The following is a 24,910-nucleotide window of genomic DNA, read 5'->3' as shown; positions in this document are numbered from 1 at the left end:
TACTACTTTTTGAAGGTCTAAAACTTGGAGAGCAATATTCAACAAGGAGTATTCAGCATATTTTCCATGCCTCCGTTCAAAAGGCAGGCATCACCAAAGATATGAGTGTACATACTTTAAGGCATAGCTTTGCGACGCATTTACTTGAAAATGAGACAGATATACGGTATATACAAAGTCTTTTAGGACAATTCCTCTTCAAAGACCACAGAAATTTACACCCACATTACCACCAAAGGTTTTGCTCAGATAAAAAGTCCTTTGGATAAGTTAGACATTTAGAAAAAATACTTAGTTTTAGAAATAGATTTGAATCAAACAAAAATCAGAAATAGGTTCAGATACATGCGATATAACCGCCATAAACTATAAAAAACAGAGCGTATGGCGGTTATACGCTCGTTAGCAGCCATATTAAAAAATCTTACATAATGACAAATTCTAAATTTATGAGAATAATTTTGACAACATTCATTCTTTTCTTGGCATTTACTTGTTTTGGACAGGACAAACAAAAAGCCGACTCTCTGCGAAAATCTTATGATGCAGATATGAAAATTCTTAGTTCCGCTTTATCAGAAGCCTATTATCCTCACAGACCCGAAATCTATTCTTTAAATGAATCCTTATTTCTAAAAAAGGTTGATTCACTAAAACAACCTTTCATGAAAATGACAAATAAATATGCGGTACATTTTCAAAAGTTAGATAAAAATTTTATCCCTAACGAACGAAGAGAAATTGAATATTTCTTCGATAGAATAATTCAAGATTACCCCTATTTCCATGAGAACCATACTGGTAATAAAGTTAAACTCTCTAAATCTGTTCAAAAAAAGCTTGACAAACATCTGCCAGACTTTAATAATCCAACATTACTTTCAATCAGCGATGTTAAAGGCTATATCGAAGGCTTTTTAAGACATAAGTCCTCAGATGAAGTAAAAAAAGACATCTATAAAAAATCTGATAACAAAAGACTTGATGCTTATCTAAATTTAATTCCTAAATACTTTACAAATCAAGAGTGTAAAGAGTATTGGCAGTATCATTATCTCTTTGCCCATATAGATGACTGGGGTACCAAAAACTTGGATGGTATCGTTTCTAAATTCCTCATCACCTGCAAGAACGAAGCTTACAAGAAAACCATTGACTCGATGTATACAGAAAGTGCTAATGCACGAAAAGACCATCTTATCAAGACTTATAAAACTGTTGACGGGTACAACCTCGATATCCACATCTTTCTTCCTGACAGCATTGATAAAACTAAGAAAAGCCCCGTAATGGTTTATTTCAGTGGTGGTAGCTGGACAAAGGGAAATCCCGAATGGGCTTTTTATAGTTGCGATAGTTATGCAAAAAAAGGTTGGGTTGGCGTATCAGTGGAATACAGACTGGCAGACCGTCACGAAACCACCCCTTTTGAAGCGGTAAAAGATGCAAGAAGTGCTATCCGTTGGTTGCGAATAAACGCAGACACTTACAATATCGACACAGCCCGAATTGTGGCCACAGGAAATTCAGCAGGCGGGCATTTAGTTTTAACTACTGCTTTGGCAAACGAATGGAATGAAGAGAGCGATAATTTGAATTACAATGCTACACCAAATCTTTTATTGGTTAATGCTGGGGTTTACAGTTTGTATTCTGAAAGTAGTACGGATTGGATAACCAGAGACCTTGCGGACAAATCTTTGGCAAAGAAAATATCACCTATTCATCTTTTAAGAACAGGGCTTCCCCCTATGCTTATCATTCATGGGACTGATGACCATAGCGTTGACTATGCATCAGCAAAAGCTTTTGCAGAAGAGATGGAAAAACTTGGAAACGATTTTGAGTTTCACACATTAAAAGGAGCACCGCATGCTATCTGGTTTGACAGAAGATTTTCCGGAAAAGTATCCGAATTAAGGAAAGCATTTTTAAAAAAATATGGATACGAGTGACGAAATACGGCTGCTAACCTCATATTGGCAATAGTGGGGCTGACAGTAATAAACTCAACATTTGTGATTCTATCAGTTATTTGTGCAAATATTGGGCTAACGTATTCCAAATGCCCTACCATCGCCAAGCAGCAAACCGTTAGCAGCCATATTTCCGCCGTTGTTGGTGTTTTCACGGGGTCGCCAAGACCAACAACACGAGCGTAAGCAACTCGTTACTTTGCATTCTACTACATTTGTTTATTGCTGATGCTCAATTCGTTGGAGAAAACTGCAACAAAGGCTGAAAATAAGTTTGGTCATAGTTGGGCTAAAGCACTAAGCTATAGAATGTTTGTGGTAATTTTAAAAAAGACAGTAAAATGGAAGGTCTAGTATTTATTGAAGGGTTATTACCAATGTTGATTACTATACCATTCATGATTGTTTTCATGAAAGATAAATCGCATTTTAAAACTTTGGGAGTTTTTATAATAACTTTTATTGCTCATGAAATTGTTGTTCGACTTCCTATGCAATATACTCAGTTAAAAATCACGAACGGACAATGGAATTGGACTGGAAAACTTTTGGGAATTATTTTTGGCGTTTTAGTTTACATTGTCCTGCGAAAAAAAATATCACCTTACAACTTCATACAGATAGAACAAGCACCGCAATACTTCCAAAAAACAATTATAGCGACTGTTTTAATTAGTTGCACCGCCTTTTTTTCTTACTTTGATACTTCACTAACAATGGATAAAGAAACACTTTTGTTTCAATTGACAATGCCTGGATTGGATGAAGAAATAATGTTTCGAGCAATTTTATTGGGTCTATTATTAACTTGTTTAAATGAGCATATAAAGGTTGGGAAATTGAATTTGGGTAGTCCTAGTGTTTTAATCATTGGATTACTTTTTGGGCTTTTACATGGACTAAAACTGACGGATGAATTTAGTTTTAAATTTGATTATTTATCTTTTTTATCCACATTTGTATATGGTTATGTTTGGAGTTGGATAACCATAAAGAGTAAAAGTATCTTACAGCCATTAGTTTCTCATAATGTGCTTAACTTTATGACGAATTTGATAAGAATGACCCCATAAAAAAAGAGGCTTTCGTAATCGAAAGCCTCTTTTTTTATGGGAAAGGTTTTGTGACTAAGCACAGAATTCATCAAAAACCATTTCTAAGTGTCCAGCAATCATTTCTGCCGAACGACCTTCGATGTGATGACGCTCTACAAAATGAACCAACTCACCGTCTTTAAACAATGCTACTGAAGGTGACGATGGAGGATATGGTAAATGATATTCACGTACTTTTTGAGTTGCTTCTTGGTCAACACCCGCAAAAACCGTTACTAAATGTTCTGGTTTTTTGGCAGCGTTCCAAACAGCTTCTTTTACACCTGGACGAGCAGTACGAGCTGAACAACCACAAACTGAGTTGATAAACACTAAAGTTGTTCCTTTTTCAGCTAATACTTGATCAACTTCTGTAGCTGATTTTAATTCTGTGAATCCTCCTTCTACGATGTCAGCACGCATTGGAGCTACTAAATGTTCTGGGTACATAATATAAAGTTTGAAAATTTGAAAAATAGTCAATTTGAAAATTGTCCTTCAAAGAAACACTTCAAATATGATTTGTCTTATAATAAAAAAACTTGTGATAAATAATCACTCGTGGGCAATCTGATTCAAAACACAATTACATAAAACCGAGTTCCAATTTGGCTGCCTCAGACATCATGTCTTGTGAATATGGTGGGTCAAAAGTTAATTCTACACTCACTTCGCTTACACCTTCAATTTCACGTATTTTTTGTTCAACTTCAACAGGAATTGCTTCAGCAGATGGGCAAGAAGGCGAAGTTAAAGTCATTAATACGTAAACATTATTTACAGGAAAAATTTTAATATCGTAAATCAAGCCAAGTTCATAAACGTCCACAGGAATTTCTGGGTCATATACTCCTTTCAATGCTCTGATTACTTCTTCTTTTAATTCAACTTCCGACATGATTTCTATCAATAATAATGAAATTCTAGGATTATATTTAGTAAATAATTAAGCTTTCAAGCCGTAAGCGATAGCATAATTTTTCATTTGCTTTACCATTGAAGCCAAACCGTTTGAGCGAGTTTGAGCCAAATGTGAAGTCATTCCAATTTTATCAATGAAATACAAATCAGCAGCATTAATTTCATTAGGAGTATGCCCAGATAATACCCTGATTAACATATTCACCAATCCTTTTACAATAATCGCTTCTGAATCTGCATCAAAAAAAAGTTCGCCATTTTCAAAACGAGCATTTAGCCAAACTCTACTTTGGCAACCTTTTATGATATTATCTTCGGTTTTTTGCTCTTCTGGCAAGCCTTTTAGTTTTTTTCCTAAATCAATGATGTATTCATATTTATCTGCCCAATCGTCAAAAAGTGCAAATTCCTCAATGATTTCATCTTGTGTTTCGTTGATAGTCATAAATTCTTTTGTATAGTTTTGAAAATAGTGTTGTGCTGTTTTCAAACTATAATAACATTTTTTTTACTCGATGAATACCTGCTACTAATCTATCTACTTCTTCAATCGTGTTATAAACGGCAAAAGAAGCTCTTGAAGTTCCAAGCAAATTAAATCTTTGCATCAAAGGCTGTGTACAGTGGTGTCCCGTTCTTACAGCAATTCCTTGATTATCAAGCAACACTCCAATATCTTGATGATGAATTCCATCAATGACGAAACTCAATACAGATACTTTTTTCTTAGCTTGCCCAATAATTCTTAGTCCTTCAATTTCTGATAATTGTTCTGTAGCATAACTCAAAAGCATATCTTCATGGGCAGCAATATTCTCTCTTCCAAGTGCATCAGCATACTCTAAAGCTGTTTTTAAGGCTACAACATCAGCAATATTTGGCGTGCCTGCTTCAAACTTATATGGCAATTCATTATAAGTAGTTTTCTCGAAAGAAACATCCTTGATCATTTCACCACCACCCATATACGGAGGCATCGCATTCAAAAGCTCTTTTTTACCATACAAAGCACCCATACCCGTTGGTCCATACAATTTATGAGCCGAAAAAGCATAGAAATCAGCATCCAAATCTTGCACATCAATATTAAAATGTGAAGTAGCCTGAGCACCATCAATCAAAACTTTTGCACCATATTCATGGGCTAAAGCGATGATTTCTTTTACTGGATTAATAGTACCCAATGAATTAGACACATGATTTACAGCTACTAACTTCACTTTCTCAGAAAGCAAATTTTCGTAAGCTTCCATGTCTAGCTCACCTTGTTCAGTGACAGGAATTACTTTTAAGGTAATTCCTTTTTCTTCACAAAGCATTTGCCAAGGCACAATGTTAGAATGGTGTTCCATTCCCGACACGATGATTTCATCTCCTTCTTTGATGAATTTTCTACCAAAAGTACTTGCCACCAAATTAATCCCTTGTGTTGTACCAGAAGTAAAAATGATTTCTTCAATGGAAGATGCACCCAAAAATTCACGAACAGCTTCTCTCGAAGCTTCAAAATCACGGGTAGCTCTTTCAGCTAAGGTATGAATTCCTCTGTGAATATTGGCATTATCGAAATTATAATAATGAGCAATGGCATTGATAACAGCCGTCGGCTTTTGGGTCGTAGCAGCGTTATCAAAATAGACCAATTTTTTTCCGTTGATTTCTTGATTAAGAATAGGGAAATCTGCTCTTATTTTTTGTATGTCTAAAATATCGGTCGTTATCATGATTTCAATGGTGCTTTTTACTGTGAGTAATTATCCTTGATAAATCTTATCAACAATTAACTCCTGTAAATATTCTTTAATCGCAGGAATTTTCATCTTATCAATTACTTCTTGAGCGAATGCCAACATTAATAATGCTCTGGCTGAGTCTTTTGAAATACCACGAGCTTGCATATAAAACAAAGCATCTTCGTTCAATTGTCCAGTAGTTGTACCGTGCGAACACTTAACATCATCTGCCCAAATTTCCAATTGTGGTTTGGTATTCATAGAAGCATTTTCAGACATCAATACGTTTTTACAAGATTGAAAAGCGTTTGTTTTCTGGGCATCTTCACGAACAAAGATTTTACCATTGAATACTCCAACAGCATTATCTTTCAAAATACCTTTATATAATTCGTTAGATTCTGAATTTGGTTTGGCGTGATCAACAGCAGTATGGTTATCAATATGCTGTTTCTTGTTTGGAATGTATAAGCCAAACATATTCGCTTCTGCGTACTCCCCATCAATTTTAATATTGAGGTTATTACGTACAAAACCGCCATTTGCTGTTACAGTATTGGCAGTAAAAACTGATTTACCAGCTTGTAGCACCGATGTTGTACCAATATGATAAGCCTTGTCTGATTCGTTCTGAACTTTGTAATAATGTACGTTTGCTTCTTCTTCAACAAAGAATTCAGTTACTGCATTGGTAAATGAAGCATTTTCGCCCAAAGAACGATAAGCTTCTGCAATCTGTACTTCTGAACGTTTCCCAACTACAATTAAATTTCTTGGCTGAGATGCTACATTTACTTTACGAGCATCTGCAATAAACCTTAAAATAACTGGTTGAGTAACTACTGTATTAGCAGGTACATGAACGAAAATTCCGTTATGAGCAAATGCAGTATTTAATGCTGTGAAAGCATTATTTTGTGAATCAGTATATTGATTGAAATATTTCTCAACTAAAGCTGGTTCTTGCTTGATAGCATCAGAAAAAGTTAGAATTTGAAGTTCTGAAGCTGGACTTACAATAGAAGAAAGTGCTGCATTGTAAACGCCATTCACAAAATAAAGGATATTTCCTTCAAGATTTGGAATTGACGAATCTGCTACATCTTGTGCTGAAAAATCAGAAGCTGCATTAAATTCAAAAGCTTGATTAACCAAGTTTTTGACATTAGAATACTTCCACTCTTCGTGTTTTATCGTCGGAAAGCCCAAGGTTTCAAACGTTTTCAACGCTTCTTGACGAACTTGATGAACAGCAGATTTTGCTGCACCATTCATACGTCCTTCAATCGTTTGAAAATCTGAAATTAATTGAGCCTTTAATGAATTTTTATTATCCATGTTAATAATTGATATTGCTGTGTTATCAGAATGACCAATACACAATAAAACTCTAAATTGAATTAAGCGATAGTTTCGCCCAATTCTTCAGCATCTACTTCTGCTTTAATCCAGTCGTAACCTCTTTCTTCTAATTCTAAGGCTAATTCTTTCGTGCCAGATTTTACGATACGTCCTTTGTATAAAACGTGAACAAAATCAGGTACGATATAATCCAATAAACGTTGATAGTGAGTAACCACAATCACAGCGTTATCAGGAGATTTTAATTTATTTACTCCTTCAGCTACGATACGAAGTGCATCAATATCAAGTCCTGAATCTGTTTCATCCAAAATGGCTAATTTTGGTTCAAGTACAGCCATTTGGAAAATCTCGTTTTTCTTTTTCTCACCACCCGAAAAACCTTCGTTCAAAGCACGGTTCAAAAGAGATTGGTCGATGTTTACATAAGCCATTTTCTGTTTGAACATTTTCAAGAACTGAACAGCATCCATTGGCTCTTCGCCACGATATTTACGGATTTCGTTTACAGCAGTTTTCAAAAAGTTGGTTGTTGAAACTCCTGGAATTTCAACTGGATATTGAAACGCTAAGAAAATACCTTCTGCAGCACGTTCTTCAGCAGCTAATTCTAATAAATCTGTTCCGTTAAAATCTACGCTTCCACCAGTTACTTCATAGTCTTCACGTCCTGCTAACACAGAAGCTAAAGTACTTTTCCCAGAACCGTTTGGTCCCATGATTGCGTGTACTTCACCCGCCTTAACTTCAAGATTAATTCCTCTGAGGATTTGTTTTTCCCCAATTTTCGCCTGTAAATTGTCTATTTTGAGCATTTTATCTATTAATTTCTAAACCTTGATTGATGGAGATTAACATTTACCTATTGATGTATTTCAAAATGATTACTCAATTGTAAACTTCCCAATCATGATACAAAATTAAATATTGTATTTTTTAAATACTATACTTTATTTAGAACAACTCTAAGTAAATGAAAAAAGTTTGGTCATTACTATATTTTTAACGCTTTGTTAAGGATAAAATAGCTATATTAAAGCTAAAACAACTAAAAATTTATTGGGCAAAATTATTTTCTCAAAAAATTATTGCTCGAAAACTTAGTTTAAATTCAATAGGCTATGTTTTTAAAATTACCTTTCAAAACAGGCTTGACAATGCTAAAAAATTATGAGTACTTGCGAGAAATCAGATTTCATCAATCATTTTTATGGAAAATCTCATCCAAGTATCTTCAGAAGTTGGCACGCTTAGGCGATTGCTCATTCATAGTCCCGATAGTGGTTTAGGTAAAGTTGTTCCTTCAAAAGCTCAAGATTGGCTTTTTGAAGACATCGTTCATTTAGATACCATGCGCCGTCAAGAATATGATTTTTATGTAAAAACATTACTCTATTTTCTTGACCCTGATAAGATAAAAGGTAAATTGGCTACTATTAATGCCGATAATGATCGTAATTTTTTCAAGCCAGATAACCCTGAATATTTCAATTCTGATAAAGTAATTGAACTTCAGAAATTACTTTCTGATATTTTGGAGAATGATTTAGTAAGGATGAAACTCGTTGCTGCTGCTTGTGCCATTGAAAAAGAGTGGTACACTACACATGATGAATTGTTCAATCTTCCTCCTATCGAATTAGCTAAAACATTAATTTCTGGAAGTACTCCTTCTGGCGAAATGCTTTTCCCTCCTATTCCAAATTTTATTTTTACACGTGATATTGGGATTACTATCAACAATCATATTTTGTTGAATCGTCCGAAAAAGCAGGCTCGTACTCGTGAAGCGTTATTGGTACAATATATTTTCTTTAATCACCCGATTTTTGATGCGGTTCGTAAAAATTTGATTGAAATTCCAGATAATGAAACGCTTTTCTTGCTACCAGAATACGAAGCCAACGAAGCCCAAACTACGCTAGAAGGTGGCGATGTAATGATGGTCGCTAAAAACCATTTACTGATTGGTATTTCGGAAAGAACAACGGTAAATGCAGCAAAACAAGTAATTAAAATCTTGTTTGAAAAGAAAATTGTGGATAAAATCACTTTGGTGAAAATTCCTAACAAACGTGATTATATGCACATTGATACGGTTTTCACGCAAGTAAAACGCAATGTTTGGGTCTTGCTAGGTTCTTTGGCAAAACCACAATTGAAAGCAGAAGATGAAGTATTAATTAAGGCAGGTTTGCTTCCTTCTAAAAAAGCAGAACAAGTACATATTGTTCAGTTTCGTCGTGGACAAGCTGATGAACCTCGTGAAATTGCAAGTTTGGAAGAATTATTAACCGAAATTTCTATTTACGACCTTGGTTGTCAACCATTGGATGTGAAGTTTATTTATTCAGGAAATAATGAATTTCCTTATGGAGCCAGAGAACAATGGACGGATTCCTGTAATTTGTTAGCCGTGAAAGAAGGTGTGGTTATCGGTTATGATAGAAACGATAAAACACTTGAGGCTTTCAAAGAAATGGGATTTGAAACCATTAAAATGGAGGATTTATTAAATGATTTTGAATCAGGAAAACGTTCTCCTGAAACCATTCAAAACACTTTCATTATGCTTCCTTCAGCAGAGCTTTCAAGAGCAAGAGGTGGCTCGCACTGTATGTCGATGCCCATTTTAAGAAGTGAACTATAATCAAAACAAGCACTAATTAACAATTTCAAAAGCCATGCAAAATCAAACTACTGCTCATATTTTAATGATTCGTCCAGTTCGTTTTGGTTTCAATGAACAAACTGCTACTTCGAATGCTTTTCAAAATCAAGCTTTTGGTAAAGAAACGCAAGCTAGTTCACAAGAAATTGCTTTAAAAGAATTCGATGAAATGGTGGCTCAACTCCGTAAAGCGGGCGTTGATATTATCGTTATTGAAGATACACCAGATCCGCATACTCCTGATTCTATTTTTCCGAACAATTGGATTTCGTTTCATAACGACGGTACAGTAATGCTTTACCCGATGCAGGCAGAAAATAGACGATTAGAGCGTAGAGAAGAAATTGTAAATAGCCTTCAAGAGAAATTTTATGTCAATAAAATCATTGATTTGTCGTCTTTTGAACAAGAAGAGAAATTCTTGGAAGGAACAGGTTCAATGGTTTTTGACCGTAAAAATAAAATTGCTTACGCCTGTATTTCACCAAGAACCCATCAAGAAGTATTGGCTGAATTTGCTTTGAAAACGAATTATCAAATTGTAGCTTTTGAAGCAGTAGATGGAAATGGCAAGCAAATTTACCACACCAATGTTTTGATGTGTGTTGGCGATATGTTTTCAGTAGTTTGTTTGGAAGCTGTTCCAGACTTAGATGAGCGTTTGCAATTGAGAAATTCACTAGAATCAAATGGTAAAAGAATAGTTGAAATTACGCTGGAACAAATGAATCAATTCGCTGGCAACATGCTTGAAGTAAGAAGCGAAAAAGGAGATAAAATGTTAGTGATGTCTAATGCAGCGTATTATTCATTAACTTCTTCACAAATAAAAATTCTCGAAGATTACTGTACCATTCATCATTTCGACCTTTCGATGATAGAAGGAAATGGTGGCGGTTCTGCTCGTTGTATGATGGCAGAAGTACATTTACCACTGAAATAATTTTAAATTGAATTCCACAACAATGTTTTCAATGAACTTTCAGATTAACTTTGTCGTTTGAAAAACAACAACATGATATAAATTTTAATAACGATATGGTAACGATCACAGAAATAGCAGCCAATAAAATCATAGAACTACGTCAAAAAGAAGGACTTACTAGCGACTTTAATGTTAGAGTTGCCGTGGAAGGAGGAGGATGTTCGGGCTTGATGTATAATCTTGATTTTGCATCTCAACCACAAACAACCGATATGGTTTTTGAAGATAAAGGCGTAAAAATTATGGTTGACAAAAAATCAATTCTTTATTTAGCAGGTACGGAACTTGATTTTTCAGACGGTTTAAATGGTAAAGGCTTTCAATTCAAAAATCCAAATGCAACTCGTACTTGCGGATGTGGCGAAAGTTTCTCTGTTTAAAAAATCATTAATATTTGTAAAAATTGTCATTCAAGTAAAGCTTAGATGACAATTTTTTTTTGCTCCAATTTCAAGCTACTAAAATTCCATTTAATTCAAGAAAACAAAGTATCAAAATCTTATTCAAAAATAAAAAACCTGCAAAGATTTATTTCTTTGCAGGTTTTTCTTTATAAAATCTCAAAGCTCATCGCTCAAGACTTAAAGCTGTCAACTACCAAATAAAACGAGTAGAAAGGAATGTTGATTCTTGGTTTTCTACAATTTGGTTAATGATTGCTTTGTTCTCTGTTGTTTCTTTTGTTGCTACTACCGTTCTAATTGAGAACGAACGTAAAGCCGCTGTTACTGAGAGTGTTCCTTCTGCTGAATCTTTACGACCAGTGAATGGGAAACCATCTGGTCCACGCTGACATTGTGAGTTAATATTTACACGAGAAACTTGGTGAACGGCAACATCCATTAATTCAGAAATTTGGTGTACATCTTTACTGAAAATAGATACTTGTTGTCCATGAGATGATTCAATTAAATAATTGATTGGCTCTTGAATATCGCTGAATGCTACAACTGGAACTAATGGGCCAAATTGCTCTTCATGCCATACTTTCATTTCTCTAGTCACAGGATATACCAATGCTGGGTAAACAATTGATTTGAACGATTCTCCACCACCTTCGTTGATTACTTTTGCACCATGTGCTATGGCATCTTCAATCAATTCTTTTAAATATGCTGGTTTGTTTGGTTCAGGAAGTGGCGTAATGTTTACTCCTTTTTCCCACATCATACCCAATTTCAACTTGCCAATTTCTTCTGACATACGTTTGTTGAAAGCATCAACCAACGATTCGTGAACCCACATCATTTTCAAAGCTGTACAACGCTGACCGTTGAACGACAATGAACCTAACATACATTCTTTCACGGCTAATTCTAAATCTGCACTTTCAGTAACAATGGCAGCATTTTTAGCATCTAGTCCTAAAATTGCTCTCAAACGGTTTACTTTGGGGTGCATTTTTTTCAATTTATCCGCTACTTTCGACGAACCAATCAAAGTCAAAGCATCAATTCTACCAGATTCCATCAATTGCGGAACTACCGAATTTCCACGACCATAAATAGTGTTGATTACACCAGCAGGGAATGAAGTACGGAAAGCTTCTAGCAATGGATAATGCAATAAAGTCCCATGTTTTGGTGGCTTGAACATCACGATATTTCCCATAATCAACGCTGGGATTAAAGTCGTAAATGTTTCATTCAATGGATAATTGAATGGTCCCATACACAAAACAATACCAAGTGGCGAACGACGAACCTGTCCGATAATTCCTTCTTCAATCATAAATCTTGAAGAATTACGGTCGATGTCTTTCAAAGCACCAATTGTATCATAAATATATTGAACGGTACGGTCGAATTCTTTTTGTGAATCTCCTAAAGATTTACCGATTTCCCACATCAATAATTTCACTACTTCATCACGTTTCGTAATCATTTGCTGCGTGAATTTCTCAACGCATTCAATACGATGGGCTACAGACATTGAAGGCCACTCGCCACGACCGTGGTCAAAAGCTTTAACAGCAGCATCCAAAATCTCCATTGCATCTTCTGGATTCGTGATTGGGTACGAACCGATTCTTTTTTGTTCTAAACCATTTGCCGTTTGAACATAAATCGGAGACCAAACGTCTTGGGTTTTACCAGCCCATTGGCGCATCTCACCGTTTACTAAATACTCCCTTTGCTCAATCGGCTCAGTGAGGTTATATTCCGCAGGAATCTGAGCTTCGGTCGGAAATAGTGCTTCTAAGTTTTTTACAGATGACATGAATTTTTATTCTTAAAAAAGTACAATGATTTAGATATTCGTCTTGGCAAAGTTTAAAAGAAAGGAATTTCAACAAGTAGAATAATACCGTTTTATTTTAATAATTATAAATATACTATAAATAATTACAATTATTGTTTTGCAGTTAAAAGTGCTTGTTACTTCTTTAAGATAAAGAAACTGTTTACTCAAAAGGTTTTCAACTGATATTTTCGACGAAGTTTATTGATCAAAAACTTCTTTTGAGCCGTAAAACTCTCTGGATTTACTTGGTTAAAAATCACTTTTAGGTCTTGAAATTCTTCTGGATTACCCCAAAGAAATTTTTCGGAATCTATATTTTTTTGTTCGAGATACTGTTCAAAAACCATGATATTTAATTGAATATTTATGTAAAAATTGATTCATCGAAGACTAAGATTCAAGTAAAAAAACGCCTCTTTTTTGTTTGAAAAATAAATATACCAAAGAAGCGAATGCAAAAAAAGCAGCAAGAAAATATGGGATAATGATGTTTTCTACTTTGCCTTGATAAATTTGTCCTGCAAATAATGCTCCTAAACCGATTCCAGCTTCTAAAGCTATATACGTTGTAGCTACTGCTCTTCCTCGATAATGTTCATCAGATAAGTCAACCGTCCAAGCCATTAAAGTGGGCGTATTGAATCCCCACGAGAAACCAAACAAAATAGACGCTAATATGAATACCCAAAAAGAACTCGTCAAAGCACAAAGTATCATTGAAAAAACTAAAATGGCTGATGAAATCATTAGGATTGGAATTCGTCCATACTTATCTGATGATTTTGAAAAAAACAATCTGACCGTCAGCGAAGAAATCGTATAAATGGTAAAGAAAAGTCCTTTGTTGGTAATACCTAACAGTTTGGTCTGGTCTGGCACAAGTGTCAATAATACTCCAGAAGAAAAAGACACCAAAAGCATTACCGTAAAAGCAGGAATTACTCTAGGTTCAAAAACATCTTTCCAACCAATTTTAAATAATTTAAGCGAAAAAGCCTCTTTCTGAGTTACAGGAAGGGTTTCTCGCATATTGAGCAATATCAAAATAGATAATAGTGCGAAAGCCGATGAAGTAAAAAACATCACATTGATAGACGTCCAATCGGTTAAATAACTTCCAATACTTGGTCCGATTGACATACCAGTTGCTGTAAAAATACCTAGCATTCCTTGTGCTTCTCCTCTTCTATCCTCTGGAATAATATCTGCAACGTAGGCCGAAGTTGCTGTTGGTTTGGTCCCTGTGGAAAATCCATGTAAAAATCGAAGTAATAAAAAACCTGCAATTGTATGAACAAAAGGATACAAACCTCCGCAAACAAAACAAACGATTGAACCAAAAGCCATCACAGGTACTCTACCGATGGTGTCCGTCAATTTACCAGAAAAAGGACGAGCAAAACCTGCGGTAAGCGTAAATAAAGCAATGATATAACCAATGTATTCTTTTCCTCCCATCGAACCCAAATAATCGGGCAATTCTGGAATCATCATTTGAAAACTAGCAGAAAAAAGAAAATTACTGAGACAAAGTAACCAAAACTGAGTAGTATATATTGATGGTTGTTTTTCCATTCGCAAAGAAAGTTAGTAGCTGTAAACTCTAAGCTTCAGCCACTAACCAAATTAAAATCTCTTAATTCATATTTAATAACTCTTCATTATTTCAAAAGCTTTTTACTTTCACGTTTATTGAGTGTCATCAAGAAAGCTGGAAGTAATACCAAATTGCAAATCATCGCCATCAGTAATGTGATAGAAATTAGTATTCCTAAGGATTGAGTTCCTTTGAAAGTTGAGGCTGTAAAAATGAAAAAGCCTGTAAACAAGACAATTGCTGTATAAAACATCGAAACACCTGTATTCAAAATAGTTTCTGAGATGGCTTCTTTTACTGTTCTGTTTTTATTCAATAATTCATCTTTATAACGAGTCAAGAAATAAATAGTACCGTCTGACGAAATCCCGAAAGCGATTGAAAAAATCAAAATAGTAGAGTATTTTAAATGAATATCAAAGAAACCCATCAAACCCGCTGTAATCAAAAGTGGAATTAAACTTGGTAAAGTAGAGATAAAAACCATTTTCCAAGAACGGAAAAGCAATGCCATAATGATACAAATCAAGAAAATGGCTTGTAGTGTACTTTCTACTAAATTGCCTTGTAAATAATCATTTTGCCAAGCATAAATTACACTGTTTCCCGTGATTTCTGCATCATAACCACGTTTATCGCCTTTCTTATAAAACTCATTCGTTTCAGCATTATAATTGAAAATTGTATCAATTTTCGGCTGCAATTCTCTAATAAGTTCATTGGTACGAACCGTTCCACAGTCAGCAATTTGAAAACTAACACGAGTATAACGCTTGGTTGAATCAATAAATCCTTTCGCTAAATTTTGCTTCCCAGAAAGACTTGAGTTATACTCTTTTAGTTTTGCGAGTTCGTCGATACCCGGCAAAATAAAGTATTTCGGGTCACCACCACGATAAGCCTGATAAATAAATTTAGCGGCAGTAACCAATGAAACAGGTTTTGTAAATTCTGGATACTTAGCAAATTCTTTTTCCATTCTTTTTATTTTCGTAAAAAGTTCTGGGGAATTCATTACTCTTCCAGCTTCATAAGTATCAATAGCTACTTCAAAAGGCATAATTCCTTTGAAATTTTTCTCAATAAATTTTAAATCTGTATAAATCGGATTGTCTTTCGTCAAGTCATCTACAATGTAACCAATTGATTTTATTTTGGTTGTTCCATATAGCGAAACTCCAATGATTGTAAGAATAATCAAGTAAATAACTGTTCGACGGTGATTAACCCAACGGTCTATGCCTAACAAGATTTTAGCAATTCTACCAGATTCTAAACGTGAAGTATGTTTAGTAGAAGGTGGTGCTAAATAACTAAACATAATCGGAATCAAAATCAATGAAATAGCATAAGTCAACATCACATTAATGGCGGCAACTATCCCAAATTCCATTAAAAAAATACTTCCTGTAAAAGCAAAAACCCCAAAACCAATCGCTGTTGTAAGATTAGAAAGTACTAATGTTTGTCCAATTTTTTCGATACTTACTTTCAAAGCCAACCATTGGTCGCCGTGGTTTGCATATTCTTCGTGGTATTTATTGACAATAAAAATGGCATTGGGTACTCCAATTACTACTACCAAAGGCGGAATTAGTCCTGAAATAATAGAAATTTTAAAGCCAAATAACACGATAATTCCTAAAGCCGATACAATACCAATCAACACAACTACCAAAGCCACCAACATCACTTTGATATTTTTGAAAAACACCAACAAAATCAACGAAGTAACAACAATGGCTAAAACCAGAAAAATACCTAATTCATTTGTAATCTGAGCCGTCATTTCCGTACGAATAAAAGGCATTCCTGAAAGGTGAAGCTCTGTTTTCGCTTTTTCTTCAAAGTTTTGAGCGATTACTTTTATCTTTTTTACAGCTTCTACTCTACTTTTATCATTGATGGCACTTTGGTCAAAAGTAATCATCATCAAATGCACATTTCCTTCTTCGTTGATGATAAATCCTTTGTAAAATGGTAGTTTGTCCAATTTTGCTTTCACAGAATCTACTTCAATCTGCGAGGTCGCTCTTTGGCCAATAAGATTTTTCGTGATAAAACGTTTTAAAGAATCATCTTTTTCTACTCTGGGAATATTGCCAGCATACACTACCGTTTTGATTCCTTTTACTGTTTTGATTTCCGTTGCTAAATCTTGCCATTGTTGGAAAAAACCTAATTGAAACATTTTATTCGTTTCAACACCAATCACCATCACAGAACCATCTTCACCGAATCTCTTTTTGAATGATTCATACAGTTGAAAACGTTCGTCTGATTGAGGAAGAATCTTTGGTAATTCGCTAGATACTTGTGTTTTTGACGCCATTATCGTCATGAAAATCGCAAGAGCAATCACCGCAGATAAATAAGAAAGTCGGTATTTTAGAATGGAGAGGGCTAAATTATGCCAAAAGTTTTTCATTTTTTATGATTGATAAAATAGATTCAACATTTCAATAGCCGCATTGATGGGCAACTTTTTCCCTTCACTTACTTCTTGTTGAATATTTTTGAGATGATGGCTAACACTGGGGTGTTGATAAAATTTTTCTTCTAAGGATTGTTTGATAAAATCATCCATCCAAGCAAGGTTTTGCTCGCTACGTTTCTGTTGAAAAAATCCATTTTCAGTAAAAAGTAAACTATGTTTTTCTATTGACTGCCAAATTTCACGAATGCCTTTTTCCGTAATGGCAGAGCAAGTAAGTACTTCTGGATACCAACCTGTTTGATTGGGCGGAAATAAATGTAAAGCATTTTGATAGGCTACTTTAGCTAAATCAGCTTGTAATTCATTCCCTGAATCTGTTTTGGTGATGGCTATTAAATCAGCCATTTCCATAATTCCTTTTTTGATACCTTGTAATTCATCTCCCGCACCAGCCAACATTAATAATAAAAAGAAATCTACCATGCCATGAACTAGCGTTTCTGACTGACCAACACCAACGGTTTCTACGATAATTACTTCAAAACCTGCGGCTTCACAAAGTAACATGGTTTCTCGAGTTTTATTGGCTACTCCGCCCAAACCTCCACTCGTTGGCGAAGGGCGAATATATGCCAGTGGCTCGTTGACCAATTTCTCCATTCTGGTTTTATCACCAAGAATACTTCCTTTACTAATTTGTGAACTTGGGTCGATGGCTAAAACGGCCACTTTTTTCCCTTGTTTGGTTAAAAATTGACCAAAAGCTTCGATAAAAGTACTTTTGCCAACACCAGGTACACCAGTAATACCGATTCTGATTGAATTTCCAGTTTTGGGCAAAACAGCATTCAGCACTTCACGGGCCAATATTTTATCAGCTGGCAAATTGCTTTCTATCAGCGTGATTGCTCTGCTGAGAATCATTCTGTTCGCTGCCAAAATGCCGTCGATATATTCTTTGGTTGTTAAGCGTTTAAGCATTTCGCTTTAAGATAATTTCTGCCCATTCTAAATCTTCTGGTGTGGTAATTTTGATATTTTCATAAGAACCTTCAATCAGATTAATCTCAAAACCTGCAAATTCTACCACACTAGCATCGTCGGTAAAAGTACTTAATTCTTCCGTTTCAAATGCCTTTTTTATGATTGAAACCTGAAAAGTTTGTGGGGTTTGTATCAAACGAACTGTTTGGCGGTCAATTGCTTGTCCGTTTACTCGTACAGAATCTTTAGATGCCACACTTACTACTGCTGTACCTTTCTCTTGTGCTACTTCAAAACTTTCACGAATAATATCTGTACTTACAAATGGGCGGACGCCATCGTGAACAGCTACAATTCCATCAGTTTCTATCACAGACAATCCATTTTTACCAGATTGAAATCTTGAATTTCCACCTTTTACTAATTGATGTGCTACAGTAAAATGATGCTTTTGGCATAATTCTTCCCAAAAATCAAATTGATTATCGGGCAATACTAAAATTAAATTAATGTCGGCAAAAGCTTCTTTAAAACGAATTAAAGTGTGCATTAAAACGGGTAATCCGCCAATTTCAATAAATTGCTTGGGCAAATTACTTCTCATTCGGCTTCCACTTCCGCCCGCTACGATGATGGCATATTTTTTCATGAATACTTAGAAAGAATCTGTAAAATCCTATAAAACAATTAGGCGAAAGACCTAAGCCATGTTTATGCTTAATGTCTTTCGCCTGATTCTTAGAGATTATTCATCTTAAATAATCAACATGGCATCGCCATAACTAAAGAATTTATATTTTTCTTTGATAGCGATTTGATATGCTTCCTTAATCAAATCATAACCACCAAAAGCAGAAGTCATCATCAATAAAATAGATTCTGGCAAGTGCATATTAGTTAATAATGCGTTTGGAATTCTGAAATCGTAAGGAGGGAAAATAAATTTATCCGTCCAACCTTCAATTGGTTTTAAGTGTCCATCTGCTGAAACTGAAGATTCCAAAGCTTTCAAAACAGTAGTTCCGATGGCACAGATTTTCTTTTTGCTATCAATTCCTTCGTTTACAACATCGCAAGTTCTTTCTGTGATATTGAAATTTTCAGAATCCGTTTTATGTTTTGTCAAATCTTCAACATCTACCTGACGGAAAGTTCCTAAACCTACGTGTAATGTTAATGGAGTAAAGTTGATACCTTTCAACTCTAAACGCTTCATGATGATTTTCGAGAAGTGTAAACCAGCCGTTGGAGCAGCCACAGCACCTACGTGTTCGGCATAAATTGTTTGATAACGTTCCTCATCAGCAGGCTCAACTTTACGTTTGAAACGGATTTCGTCTGGTAGTGGCGTTTCTCCTAATTGGTGAATAGCTTTCATCAACGCTTTGTGGTCGCCATCGTACAAGAAACGAATGGTACGTCCACGTGAAGTGGTATTATCAATTACTTCTGCTACTAAATCACTATCACCAAAATATAATTTATTACCTACTCTAATTTTACGAGCAGGATCTACTAACACATCCCAAAGGCGGTGTTCTCTGTTTAATTCACGCAATAAAAATACTTCAATTTTTGCACCAGTTTTTTCTTTTTGTCCGAACAAACGGGCAGGAAAAACTTTAGTATCATTGGTAACCATTACATCGCCATCGTCAAAATATTCTAATATGTCCGAGAACATACGGTGTTCAATTGTTTTGGTTTTTCTATTTACGACCATTAATCGAGATTCTCCTCTGTTCTCTGGTGGGTACAAGGCAATGAGGTTATTAGGGAGGTCGAATCTGAACTCAGATAATTTCATTCTAATAATGTTTGCGGTTTTTTCGCCTGGAGTCATTTCTTATGGTTTTTTAACTTGGATTTTGTTTGATAAAATGATTATTCTATGGGTTTTTATCGTATAAAACCAAAACTTACATCCTGATTTTATACCAAAGTCTCACGCCCTATAGCTAAATGACTTCAATACGATTCTTGCAAATATACAATTTCGAGATAGGGCTTGTCAATACAAAATGATAATAAATTAGTCTTTTAGTTGATTATTCGAAATTATTTAGCGATTATACTCACAACCAAAAAGCGAACAAGCTCATTACTAGGCAATTATATTTATCTCAAAAATTTAAAATAAAAAAAATATTTTATCGGATAACTTTAAAATTCCTGATTTTCAGATGGTTTTAAGTTTCGTAAATCATTTTCACTAAAATATTTTTAGGAAGCAAAACCTTAAATCGAACAAAAAGAGTCGTAAATCGTTATTTGAAAGTATCTGAGTATATTATTATTTTTAACAATCGTAGAATGTCTAAAATTTCAATTTTCTGGTTTCGTCGTGACCTCCGTTTGCATGATAATGCTGGTTTATATCATGCACTCAAAAAAGGTATGCCAGTATTACCAATCTTTATTTTCGACAAAAATATTTTAGATAAATTAGCAGATAAACGTGACCGTAGAGTTGAATTTATTCACCAAGCTTTAACTGAAATTCAAGCATCTTTGAAAGAATTAGGCTCATCTTTATTGGTAAAATATGGTACACCCGAAGAAGTATTTCCTGAATTACTGAATCAATTTGAAGTAGAAAGTATTTTTACCAATCATGATTACGAATTGTATGCCAATGAAAGAGATGAAAGCGTTCGAGAATTCGTAAACAGCGAAAATATTGAATTCAATACTTTTAAAGACCAAGTAATTTTTGAAAAGAAAGAGATACTCTCAGGCACTGGTACTCCATACACAGTTTTTACGCCTTACAGCAAAAAGTGGAAAGAAAAACTCAATGACTTTTATTTAAAATCATATCCTACAGAAAAGTATTTTAATCATTTTTTACAGACAAAGCCTTTTGAAATTCCGACTTTAGCTTCAATGGGTTTTGAGGCAGTTGGAACGAATTTTCCGAGTAAAGTAGTGCGAGACGCTATCGTAAAAAATTATGCTGAAAAACGAGATTTCCCTGCGATTGTCGGCACTTCAAGGCTATCCGTTCACCTTCGTTTTGGTACACTAAGTATTCGTGAATTAGCCCGAAAGGCAAATTTACTTTCTGAAACTTGGCTCAATGAATTAATCTGGCGAGATTTTTACTTCAATATTTTATACAATTTTCCACACATTTCTCAAGGTCATGCTTTTAGAAAAGACTATGACAAAATCGTTTGGAGAAATAATGAAACAGAATTCAAAGCTTGGTGCAAAGGAAAAACAGGTTACCCGATTGTAGATGCAGGAATGCGAGAATTGAATGCTACAGGTTTTATGCACAATCGTGTTAGAATGATTGTTGCGAGTTTTCTGACAAAACATTTACTGATTGACTGGCGTTGGGGTGAAGCTTATTTTGCGCAAAAATTATTAGATTTTGATTTTGCAGCTAACAATGGTGGCTGGCAATGGGCATCAGGAAGTGGTTGCGATGCGGCTCCGTACTTTAGGGTATTCAATCCAACATTACAAACTCAGAAGTTTGATAAAAACCTTGAATACATTAAAAAATGGGTTCCAGAATTGAATAGTTTTGATTATCCTCAACCTATCGTTAATCATGATATGGCTAGAAAAAGGGTTTTACCAGTTTATCAGGAAGCGTTGAAAGGTTTGTAGTTTGAGACTTTAGGATTTAGGACTTTAAGACTACAGGAAATTTGATTTAGCAACAAATCATCTTCAAGTCCTTGAGTCCAAAATCCGAAAGTCCTTATCTGGACTTTAAGACAACAGGAAATTTGATTTAGCAATAAATCATCTTCAAGTCCTTAAGTCCAAAATCCTAAAGTCCTTATCTGGACTTTAAGACAACAGGAAATTTGATTTAGCAATAAATCATCTTCAAGTCCTTGAGTCCAAAATCCTAAAGTCTTTATTTTAATCCTTCAAAATATAATCCTTCAATTTTACTTCTAAATCTTGAACAGACATATTTCTGAAAATTCCTCCGTGGTTTACGAATGAGATTTCAGCTTTCTCTTCTGACACTACGATGATGGCAGCGTCAGTTTGTTCGCTCATACCAAAGGCCGCACGGTGTCTAAATCCTAAAGCTGGTGAAATTGTACCACTTTCTGAAACGGGAAGCATACAACGAGCCGCAGCGAGTCTTCCGCCTTTGATAATAACAGCACCATCATGCAAAGGACTATTTTTATGAAAGATTGTCAGCAATAATCTTTTTGATACTTCCGCATCCAACACATCGCCCGACTCAATAAATTTCTTTAAATCATCTTCTTTTTCAATCACAATCAAAGCACCAGTGTAAGTGGTTGACATTACTTTTACGGCTTCTACAATGGATTGTAAAGTAGAAAGATTTTCATTAGATACTTTAGGTGAATAAAATCTTTTGAGCAAAGCACTTTCACGAAAAGAAGTAGAACGACCAAGTACCATTAAAAAACGGCGAATTTCTTGTTGAAAAATAATCAATAAAGCCAAAACACCCATGTTCATGAATTGTCCTAAGATAGTGGACATAAATTCCATTCCTAATGCTTTTGACACCAAGTAAACGCCATAGATAAGTATATACCCAAAGAAAATCTTATTGGCAATACTTCCTTGTATCAGTTTATAAATCTGATACAACATATATGCTACCAATAAAATATCTAAAATATCAATCCAATCAATTGTTAAAAAGCCTATTCGCATAGTGTATATTTTATTTTAAAAAGAGGTTTTAAATTTTATCAACAGCACATTTCATTAACTATCTTGCAATACCCAATATTGTTGCTCCGTCCAAACATATCGTTGCATACTCCTCTGCTTTTGATGGTTCGCAAACACCTGCAAAATCGCCCTTACGTCCCAACATATCAGTAATTACTTGAAAATGTAAATGTGGTGGCCAGTCACCATTAATCGGAAAATCACCAAACTCCGCAATTTGCTCTCCTGCTTCAAATACTTTTCCTTCAAAAAGATTTACAAGACATTCTTCATTCAAATGCCCGTACAAGGTATAAAAAGTCTTTTCTTCTAATTGATGTTCAAGAATTATGGTTGGTCCATAGTCACCAAAACCTTTGTTATTTTGAAAACTATGTACTTTTCCAGTAAGAGGAGCAAATACTGGTGTTCCCGCCGCAGCCCAAATATCGATACCCAAATGAATGGAACGAGCTTCATCATTTTGTTGAAAATGTTCACTTCTACGATAAATATAACGATTTTCGAGGTAACCTCCAATCGCACAAACGGCATTAGCTTGCTTAATTTTTTGAGTAACGTACTCATTAAATAAAGCAGTATCCGACAAATTTAATTCCGCCAATTCAGAATTATTTTCAGTTAAATCAATTTCGTAAACGGTTTCATGTTGAAAATCAAAAGGAACAACTGGTTGAAATTTATATTTTTTTAAGGTTTCTAACATCTCAAATCTGTTGATTTACTACACTGTTTTAAAGTTATTCCATCGTTTCAAAACAAAAACACTTTTACAAAAATTGTCGGCATTTTTCAACCTAAATCTCTTGTAAAAGTGTGTTCGAGATGAAAATTAATTTTTTCAAAAAAATTGCTATTTTCCCAAAATTACAGTTTTTTGAGCATAAAATGACCTATTTTTAATTAATTACATCAAAAAAATCAGTTTTATGAAGTGTTTTTGAGAATTTGCTTTTCTAGCAAAGTAAAACAAAAATGAATCAATAGGTATTTTAGAAATCCATCATTGTTCATTTCCATTCAAAAATTGGCTTAGAAAATTTGCCCCTTTTTTAGTAACTTGATATTTCAAAAAACCAATCAATCATTAATGCAACTAATCCTTCACTCCTTTGAATTACAATTACGTCACACTTTTACGATTACGCATGAATCACGTGATGTACAACCCACTTTGATTGTTGAACTTCGAGATGTCGAGTTCAGCGGTTTTGGCGAAGCCACCGAAACGCCTTATTATGGTGTAACAATGGCGAAAATGACTGCACAGTTAGAAGGAGTTCGCTCGCTGATTGAAAACTACGATTTACAAAGTCCAGAACAATTCTGGAATGATTTATATCCTTATCTCAAAGACGAACATCCTTTCGCTTTATGTGCTTTAGACATTGCCGCAAACGACCTTTGGGCAAAGAAAAAAGGACAGCCCTTGTACAAACTTTGGGGTTTGGATACTGCTAAAAATCCTATTACTGATTATACGATTGGCATTGATACCATTGAAAAAATGGTCGAAAAAATGCAAGAAGTACCTTTTCCTTTGTATAAAATCAAATTAGGAACGAAAGATGACATTAAAATTGTACAAGAACTTAGAAAACATACGGATGCCGTTTTCAGAGTAGATGCCAATACGGCTTGGGATGTAGAAGAAACAATTAAAAACTCTTTTGCTTTAAAAGAACTGGGCGTTGAGTTTATCGAACAACCAATGAAAGCTGATAATTGGGAAGGCATGAAAAAAGTATTTGCTGAATCAGCTTTGCCCATTATTGCCGATGAAAGTTGTATTGTGGAAGAAGATGTAGCACGTTGTTTTGGCTTTTTTCATGGAGTAAATGTAAAACTGATGAAATGCGGAGGGCTTACGCCTGCACGAAGAATGATTGCTCAAGCTCATTCACTTGGGTTGAAAGTAATGGTAGGTTGTATGACAGAATCAAACGTTGGTTGTTCAGCCATCGCACAGCTTTTACCACTCTTGGATTATGTGGACATGGATGGAATTTTATTAGTAGATGATAACATCTCAACAGGTGTAACTATCGACTACGGAAAAGTAATATACGCCAACGAAAACGGAACTGGAGCGAAGTTGATTTAGTCTTCAGCTCTCAGCATTGAGCTTTGAGGTACTGTCTTAAAATCCTATTATTTGATTATAATTATTTTTATATTTGCTATTCTTGAAGGAGAGGTTGCTTTGCAACTTCATCC

At 34.8% G+C, this 24,910-nt stretch carries 22 protein-coding genes; 8 read left to right on the top strand and 14 right to left on the bottom strand.

Annotation, left to right across the window (positions count from 1 at the left end):
* The first annotated feature begins 50 nt into the window (after window positions 1-50).
* From HNP25_RS04785 to HNP25_RS04775, 3 genes are all read left to right on the top strand, one after another.
* Window positions 51-269 carry a tyrosine-type recombinase/integrase gene (locus HNP25_RS04785; RefSeq protein ID WP_310587159.1) on the top strand — a complete coding sequence of 73 codons (219 nt, stop codon included), beginning with the start codon at window positions 51-53 and terminating at the stop codon, window positions 267-269.
* Window positions 270-431: 162 nt separating this feature from the next.
* Entirely contained in the window at window positions 432-1,955 is a 1,524-nt protein-coding gene (locus HNP25_RS04780) for an alpha/beta hydrolase (RefSeq protein WP_184131108.1), read from the top strand.
* Window positions 1,956-2,386: 431 nt separating this feature from the next.
* A complete protein-coding gene (locus HNP25_RS04775) occupies window positions 2,387-3,049 on the top strand; it encodes a CPBP family glutamic-type intramembrane protease (RefSeq protein ID WP_221432404.1) in 663 nt (220 codons plus the stop codon).
* A 54-nt stretch (window positions 3,050-3,103) separates the two neighbouring features.
* Here HNP25_RS04775 and HNP25_RS04770 read toward each other — a convergent pair whose 3' ends face one another.
* The 6 genes from HNP25_RS04770 to sufC all read right to left on the bottom strand — a co-directional run bounded on the left by HNP25_RS04770 (window position 3,104) and on the right by sufC (window position 7,901).
* Complete coding sequence (locus HNP25_RS04770; RefSeq protein ID WP_184131102.1) at window positions 3,104-3,520, bottom strand: BrxA/BrxB family bacilliredoxin; 417 nt, start codon at window positions 3,518-3,520, stop codon at window positions 3,104-3,106.
* A 136-nt stretch (window positions 3,521-3,656) separates the two neighbouring features.
* A complete protein-coding gene (locus HNP25_RS04765) occupies window positions 3,657-3,968 on the bottom strand; it encodes an SUF system Fe-S cluster assembly protein (RefSeq protein ID WP_184131099.1) in 312 nt (103 codons plus the stop codon).
* A 48-nt stretch (window positions 3,969-4,016) separates the two neighbouring features.
* Window positions 4,017-4,436: a SufE family protein gene (locus HNP25_RS04760; RefSeq protein WP_184131096.1), complete on the bottom strand. Its 420-nt coding sequence runs from the start codon at window positions 4,434-4,436 to the stop codon at window positions 4,017-4,019.
* 46 nt (window positions 4,437-4,482) lie between these two features.
* Window positions 4,483-5,715 (bottom strand): cysteine desulfurase, encoded by a 1,233-nt coding sequence (locus tag HNP25_RS04755; RefSeq protein WP_184131093.1) that lies wholly within the window; start codon window positions 5,713-5,715, stop codon window positions 4,483-4,485.
* Between the two features lie 30 nt (window positions 5,716-5,745).
* Window positions 5,746-7,062, bottom strand: coding sequence for a Fe-S cluster assembly protein SufD (gene sufD / locus HNP25_RS04750; protein WP_184131090.1), 1,317 nt, complete (start codon window positions 7,060-7,062; stop codon window positions 5,746-5,748).
* 62 nt (window positions 7,063-7,124) lie between these two features.
* Complete coding sequence (gene sufC, locus HNP25_RS04745) at window positions 7,125-7,901, bottom strand: Fe-S cluster assembly ATPase SufC (RefSeq protein ID WP_184131087.1); 777 nt, start codon at window positions 7,899-7,901, stop codon at window positions 7,125-7,127.
* A gap of 395 nt (window positions 7,902-8,296) precedes the next feature.
* Here sufC and HNP25_RS04740 point away from each other — a divergent pair, with 395 nt between their 5' ends.
* From HNP25_RS04740 to HNP25_RS04730, 3 genes are all read left to right on the top strand, one after another.
* Window positions 8,297-9,736, top strand: a complete 1,440-nt coding sequence (locus tag HNP25_RS04740; protein ID WP_184131084.1) for an arginine deiminase family protein — start codon at window positions 8,297-8,299, stop codon at window positions 9,734-9,736.
* A gap of 34 nt (window positions 9,737-9,770) precedes the next feature.
* Window positions 9,771-10,700, top strand: coding sequence for a citrulline utilization hydrolase CtlX (ctlX, locus tag HNP25_RS04735; protein WP_184131082.1), 930 nt, complete (start codon window positions 9,771-9,773; stop codon window positions 10,698-10,700).
* 95 nt (window positions 10,701-10,795) lie between these two features.
* Complete coding sequence (locus tag HNP25_RS04730) at window positions 10,796-11,122, top strand: HesB/IscA family protein (RefSeq protein WP_184131079.1); 327 nt, start codon at window positions 10,796-10,798, stop codon at window positions 11,120-11,122.
* A gap of 214 nt (window positions 11,123-11,336) precedes the next feature.
* On the opposite strand, the gene HNP25_RS04725 is transcribed toward HNP25_RS04730, so the two are convergent.
* From HNP25_RS04725 to queA, 6 genes are all read right to left on the bottom strand, one after another.
* Window positions 11,337-12,962, bottom strand: coding sequence for an NADP-dependent glyceraldehyde-3-phosphate dehydrogenase (locus HNP25_RS04725; protein ID WP_184131076.1), 1,626 nt, complete (start codon window positions 12,960-12,962; stop codon window positions 11,337-11,339).
* Between the two features lie 414 nt (window positions 12,963-13,376).
* Complete coding sequence (locus HNP25_RS04720) at window positions 13,377-14,561, bottom strand: MFS transporter (protein WP_184131074.1); 1,185 nt, start codon at window positions 14,559-14,561, stop codon at window positions 13,377-13,379.
* Window positions 14,562-14,647: 86 nt separating this feature from the next.
* Window positions 14,648-17,011, bottom strand: a complete 2,364-nt coding sequence (locus tag HNP25_RS04715) for an efflux RND transporter permease subunit (RefSeq protein ID WP_184131071.1) — start codon at window positions 17,009-17,011, stop codon at window positions 14,648-14,650.
* 3 nt (window positions 17,012-17,014) lie between these two features.
* Window positions 17,015-18,001 carry a methylmalonyl Co-A mutase-associated GTPase MeaB gene (meaB, locus tag HNP25_RS04710; protein WP_184131068.1) on the bottom strand — a complete coding sequence of 329 codons (987 nt, stop codon included), beginning with the start codon at window positions 17,999-18,001 and terminating at the stop codon, window positions 17,015-17,017.
* Complete coding sequence (locus tag HNP25_RS04705) at window positions 17,994-18,653, bottom strand: 2-C-methyl-D-erythritol 4-phosphate cytidylyltransferase (RefSeq protein ID WP_184131065.1); 660 nt, start codon at window positions 18,651-18,653, stop codon at window positions 17,994-17,996. Before HNP25_RS04705 ends, meaB begins: the two co-directional genes overlap by 8 nt.
* 105 nt (window positions 18,654-18,758) lie before the next feature.
* The gene (gene queA, locus HNP25_RS04700; RefSeq protein WP_184131542.1) at window positions 18,759-19,811 is read right to left on the bottom strand and encodes a tRNA preQ1(34) S-adenosylmethionine ribosyltransferase-isomerase QueA; all 1,053 of its coding nucleotides are present in this window, start codon (window positions 19,809-19,811) and stop codon (window positions 18,759-18,761) included.
* A gap of 506 nt (window positions 19,812-20,317) precedes the next feature.
* Between queA and HNP25_RS04695 the strand changes: the two genes are divergently transcribed.
* Window positions 20,318-21,625 carry a cryptochrome/photolyase family protein gene (locus tag HNP25_RS04695; RefSeq protein WP_184131062.1) on the top strand — a complete coding sequence of 436 codons (1,308 nt, stop codon included), beginning with the start codon at window positions 20,318-20,320 and terminating at the stop codon, window positions 21,623-21,625.
* Between the two features lie 261 nt (window positions 21,626-21,886).
* Here the strand turns inward: HNP25_RS04695 and cdaA are convergent, their stop codons facing one another.
* Window positions 21,887-22,672 carry a diadenylate cyclase CdaA gene (gene cdaA, locus HNP25_RS04690; RefSeq protein ID WP_221432403.1) on the bottom strand — a complete coding sequence of 262 codons (786 nt, stop codon included), beginning with the start codon at window positions 22,670-22,672 and terminating at the stop codon, window positions 21,887-21,889.
* Window positions 22,673-22,730: 58 nt separating this feature from the next.
* Entirely contained in the window at window positions 22,731-23,399 is a 669-nt protein-coding gene (locus HNP25_RS04685) for a peptidoglycan DD-metalloendopeptidase family protein (RefSeq protein ID WP_184131059.1), read from the bottom strand.
* Between the two features lie 384 nt (window positions 23,400-23,783).
* Here HNP25_RS04685 and HNP25_RS04680 point away from each other — a divergent pair, with 384 nt between their 5' ends.
* Window positions 23,784-24,797, top strand: a complete 1,014-nt coding sequence (locus HNP25_RS04680) for a dipeptide epimerase (protein ID WP_184131056.1) — start codon at window positions 23,784-23,786, stop codon at window positions 24,795-24,797.
* The last annotated feature ends 113 nt before the right edge of the window (window positions 24,798-24,910 follow it).

This window comes from Arcicella rosea, assembly GCF_014204325.1.
In the GTDB taxonomy this organism is placed as follows: Bacteria; Bacteroidota; Bacteroidia; order Cytophagales; family Spirosomataceae; genus Arcicella; species Arcicella rosea_A.
Note: the sequence above shows the minus strand (reverse complement) of the source record. Positions and strands in the feature narration are given on the sequence as shown.

Bases quoted from the DNA above. Each gene is read 5' to 3' on its own strand.
- HNP25_RS04780 (WP_184131108.1), top strand. From the start codon at position 432: ATGACAAATTCTAAATTTATGAGAATAATTTTGACAACATTCATTCTT.
- HNP25_RS04695 (WP_184131062.1), top strand. From the start codon at position 20,318: ATGTCTAAAATTTCAATTTTCTGGTTTCGTCGTGACCTCCGTTTGCAT.
- sufC (WP_184131087.1), bottom strand. From the start codon at position 7,901: ATGCTCAAAATAGACAATTTACAGGCGAAAATTGGGGAAAAACAAATC.
- HNP25_RS04720 (WP_184131074.1), bottom strand. From the start codon at position 14,561: ATGGAAAAACAACCATCAATATATACTACTCAGTTTTGGTTACTTTGT.
- HNP25_RS04775 (WP_221432404.1), top strand. From the start codon at position 2,387: ATGAAAGATAAATCGCATTTTAAAACTTTGGGAGTTTTTATAATAACT.
- HNP25_RS04760 (WP_184131096.1), bottom strand. From the start codon at position 4,436: ATGACTATCAACGAAACACAAGATGAAATCATTGAGGAATTTGCACTT.
- HNP25_RS04725 (WP_184131076.1), bottom strand. From the start codon at position 12,962: ATGTCATCTGTAAAAAACTTAGAAGCACTATTTCCGACCGAAGCTCAG.
- queA (WP_184131542.1), bottom strand. From the start codon at position 19,811: ATGAAATTATCTGAGTTCAGATTCGACCTCCCTAATAACCTCATTGCC.
- HNP25_RS04770 (WP_184131102.1), bottom strand. From the start codon at position 3,520: ATGTACCCAGAACATTTAGTAGCTCCAATGCGTGCTGACATCGTAGAA.
- HNP25_RS04705 (WP_184131065.1), bottom strand. From the start codon at position 18,653: ATGAAAAAATATGCCATCATCGTAGCGGGCGGAAGTGGAAGCCGAATG.
- meaB (WP_184131068.1), bottom strand. From the start codon at position 18,001: ATGCTTAAACGCTTAACAACCAAAGAATATATCGACGGCATTTTGGCA.
- HNP25_RS04755 (WP_184131093.1), bottom strand. From the start codon at position 5,715: ATGATAACGACCGATATTTTAGACATACAAAAAATAAGAGCAGATTTC.
- HNP25_RS04740 (WP_184131084.1), top strand. From the start codon at position 8,297: ATGGAAAATCTCATCCAAGTATCTTCAGAAGTTGGCACGCTTAGGCGA.
- HNP25_RS04680 (WP_184131056.1), top strand. From the start codon at position 23,784: ATGCAACTAATCCTTCACTCCTTTGAATTACAATTACGTCACACTTTT.
- sufD (WP_184131090.1), bottom strand. From the start codon at position 7,062: ATGGATAATAAAAATTCATTAAAGGCTCAATTAATTTCAGATTTTCAA.
- HNP25_RS04715 (WP_184131071.1), bottom strand. From the start codon at position 17,011: ATGAAAAACTTTTGGCATAATTTAGCCCTCTCCATTCTAAAATACCGA.
- HNP25_RS04730 (WP_184131079.1), top strand. From the start codon at position 10,796: ATGGTAACGATCACAGAAATAGCAGCCAATAAAATCATAGAACTACGT.
- ctlX (WP_184131082.1), top strand. From the start codon at position 9,771: ATGCAAAATCAAACTACTGCTCATATTTTAATGATTCGTCCAGTTCGT.
- cdaA (WP_221432403.1), bottom strand. From the start codon at position 22,672: ATGCGAATAGGCTTTTTAACAATTGATTGGATTGATATTTTAGATATT.
- HNP25_RS04685 (WP_184131059.1), bottom strand. From the start codon at position 23,399: ATGTTAGAAACCTTAAAAAAATATAAATTTCAACCAGTTGTTCCTTTT.
- HNP25_RS04765 (WP_184131099.1), bottom strand. From the start codon at position 3,968: ATGTCGGAAGTTGAATTAAAAGAAGAAGTAATCAGAGCATTGAAAGGA.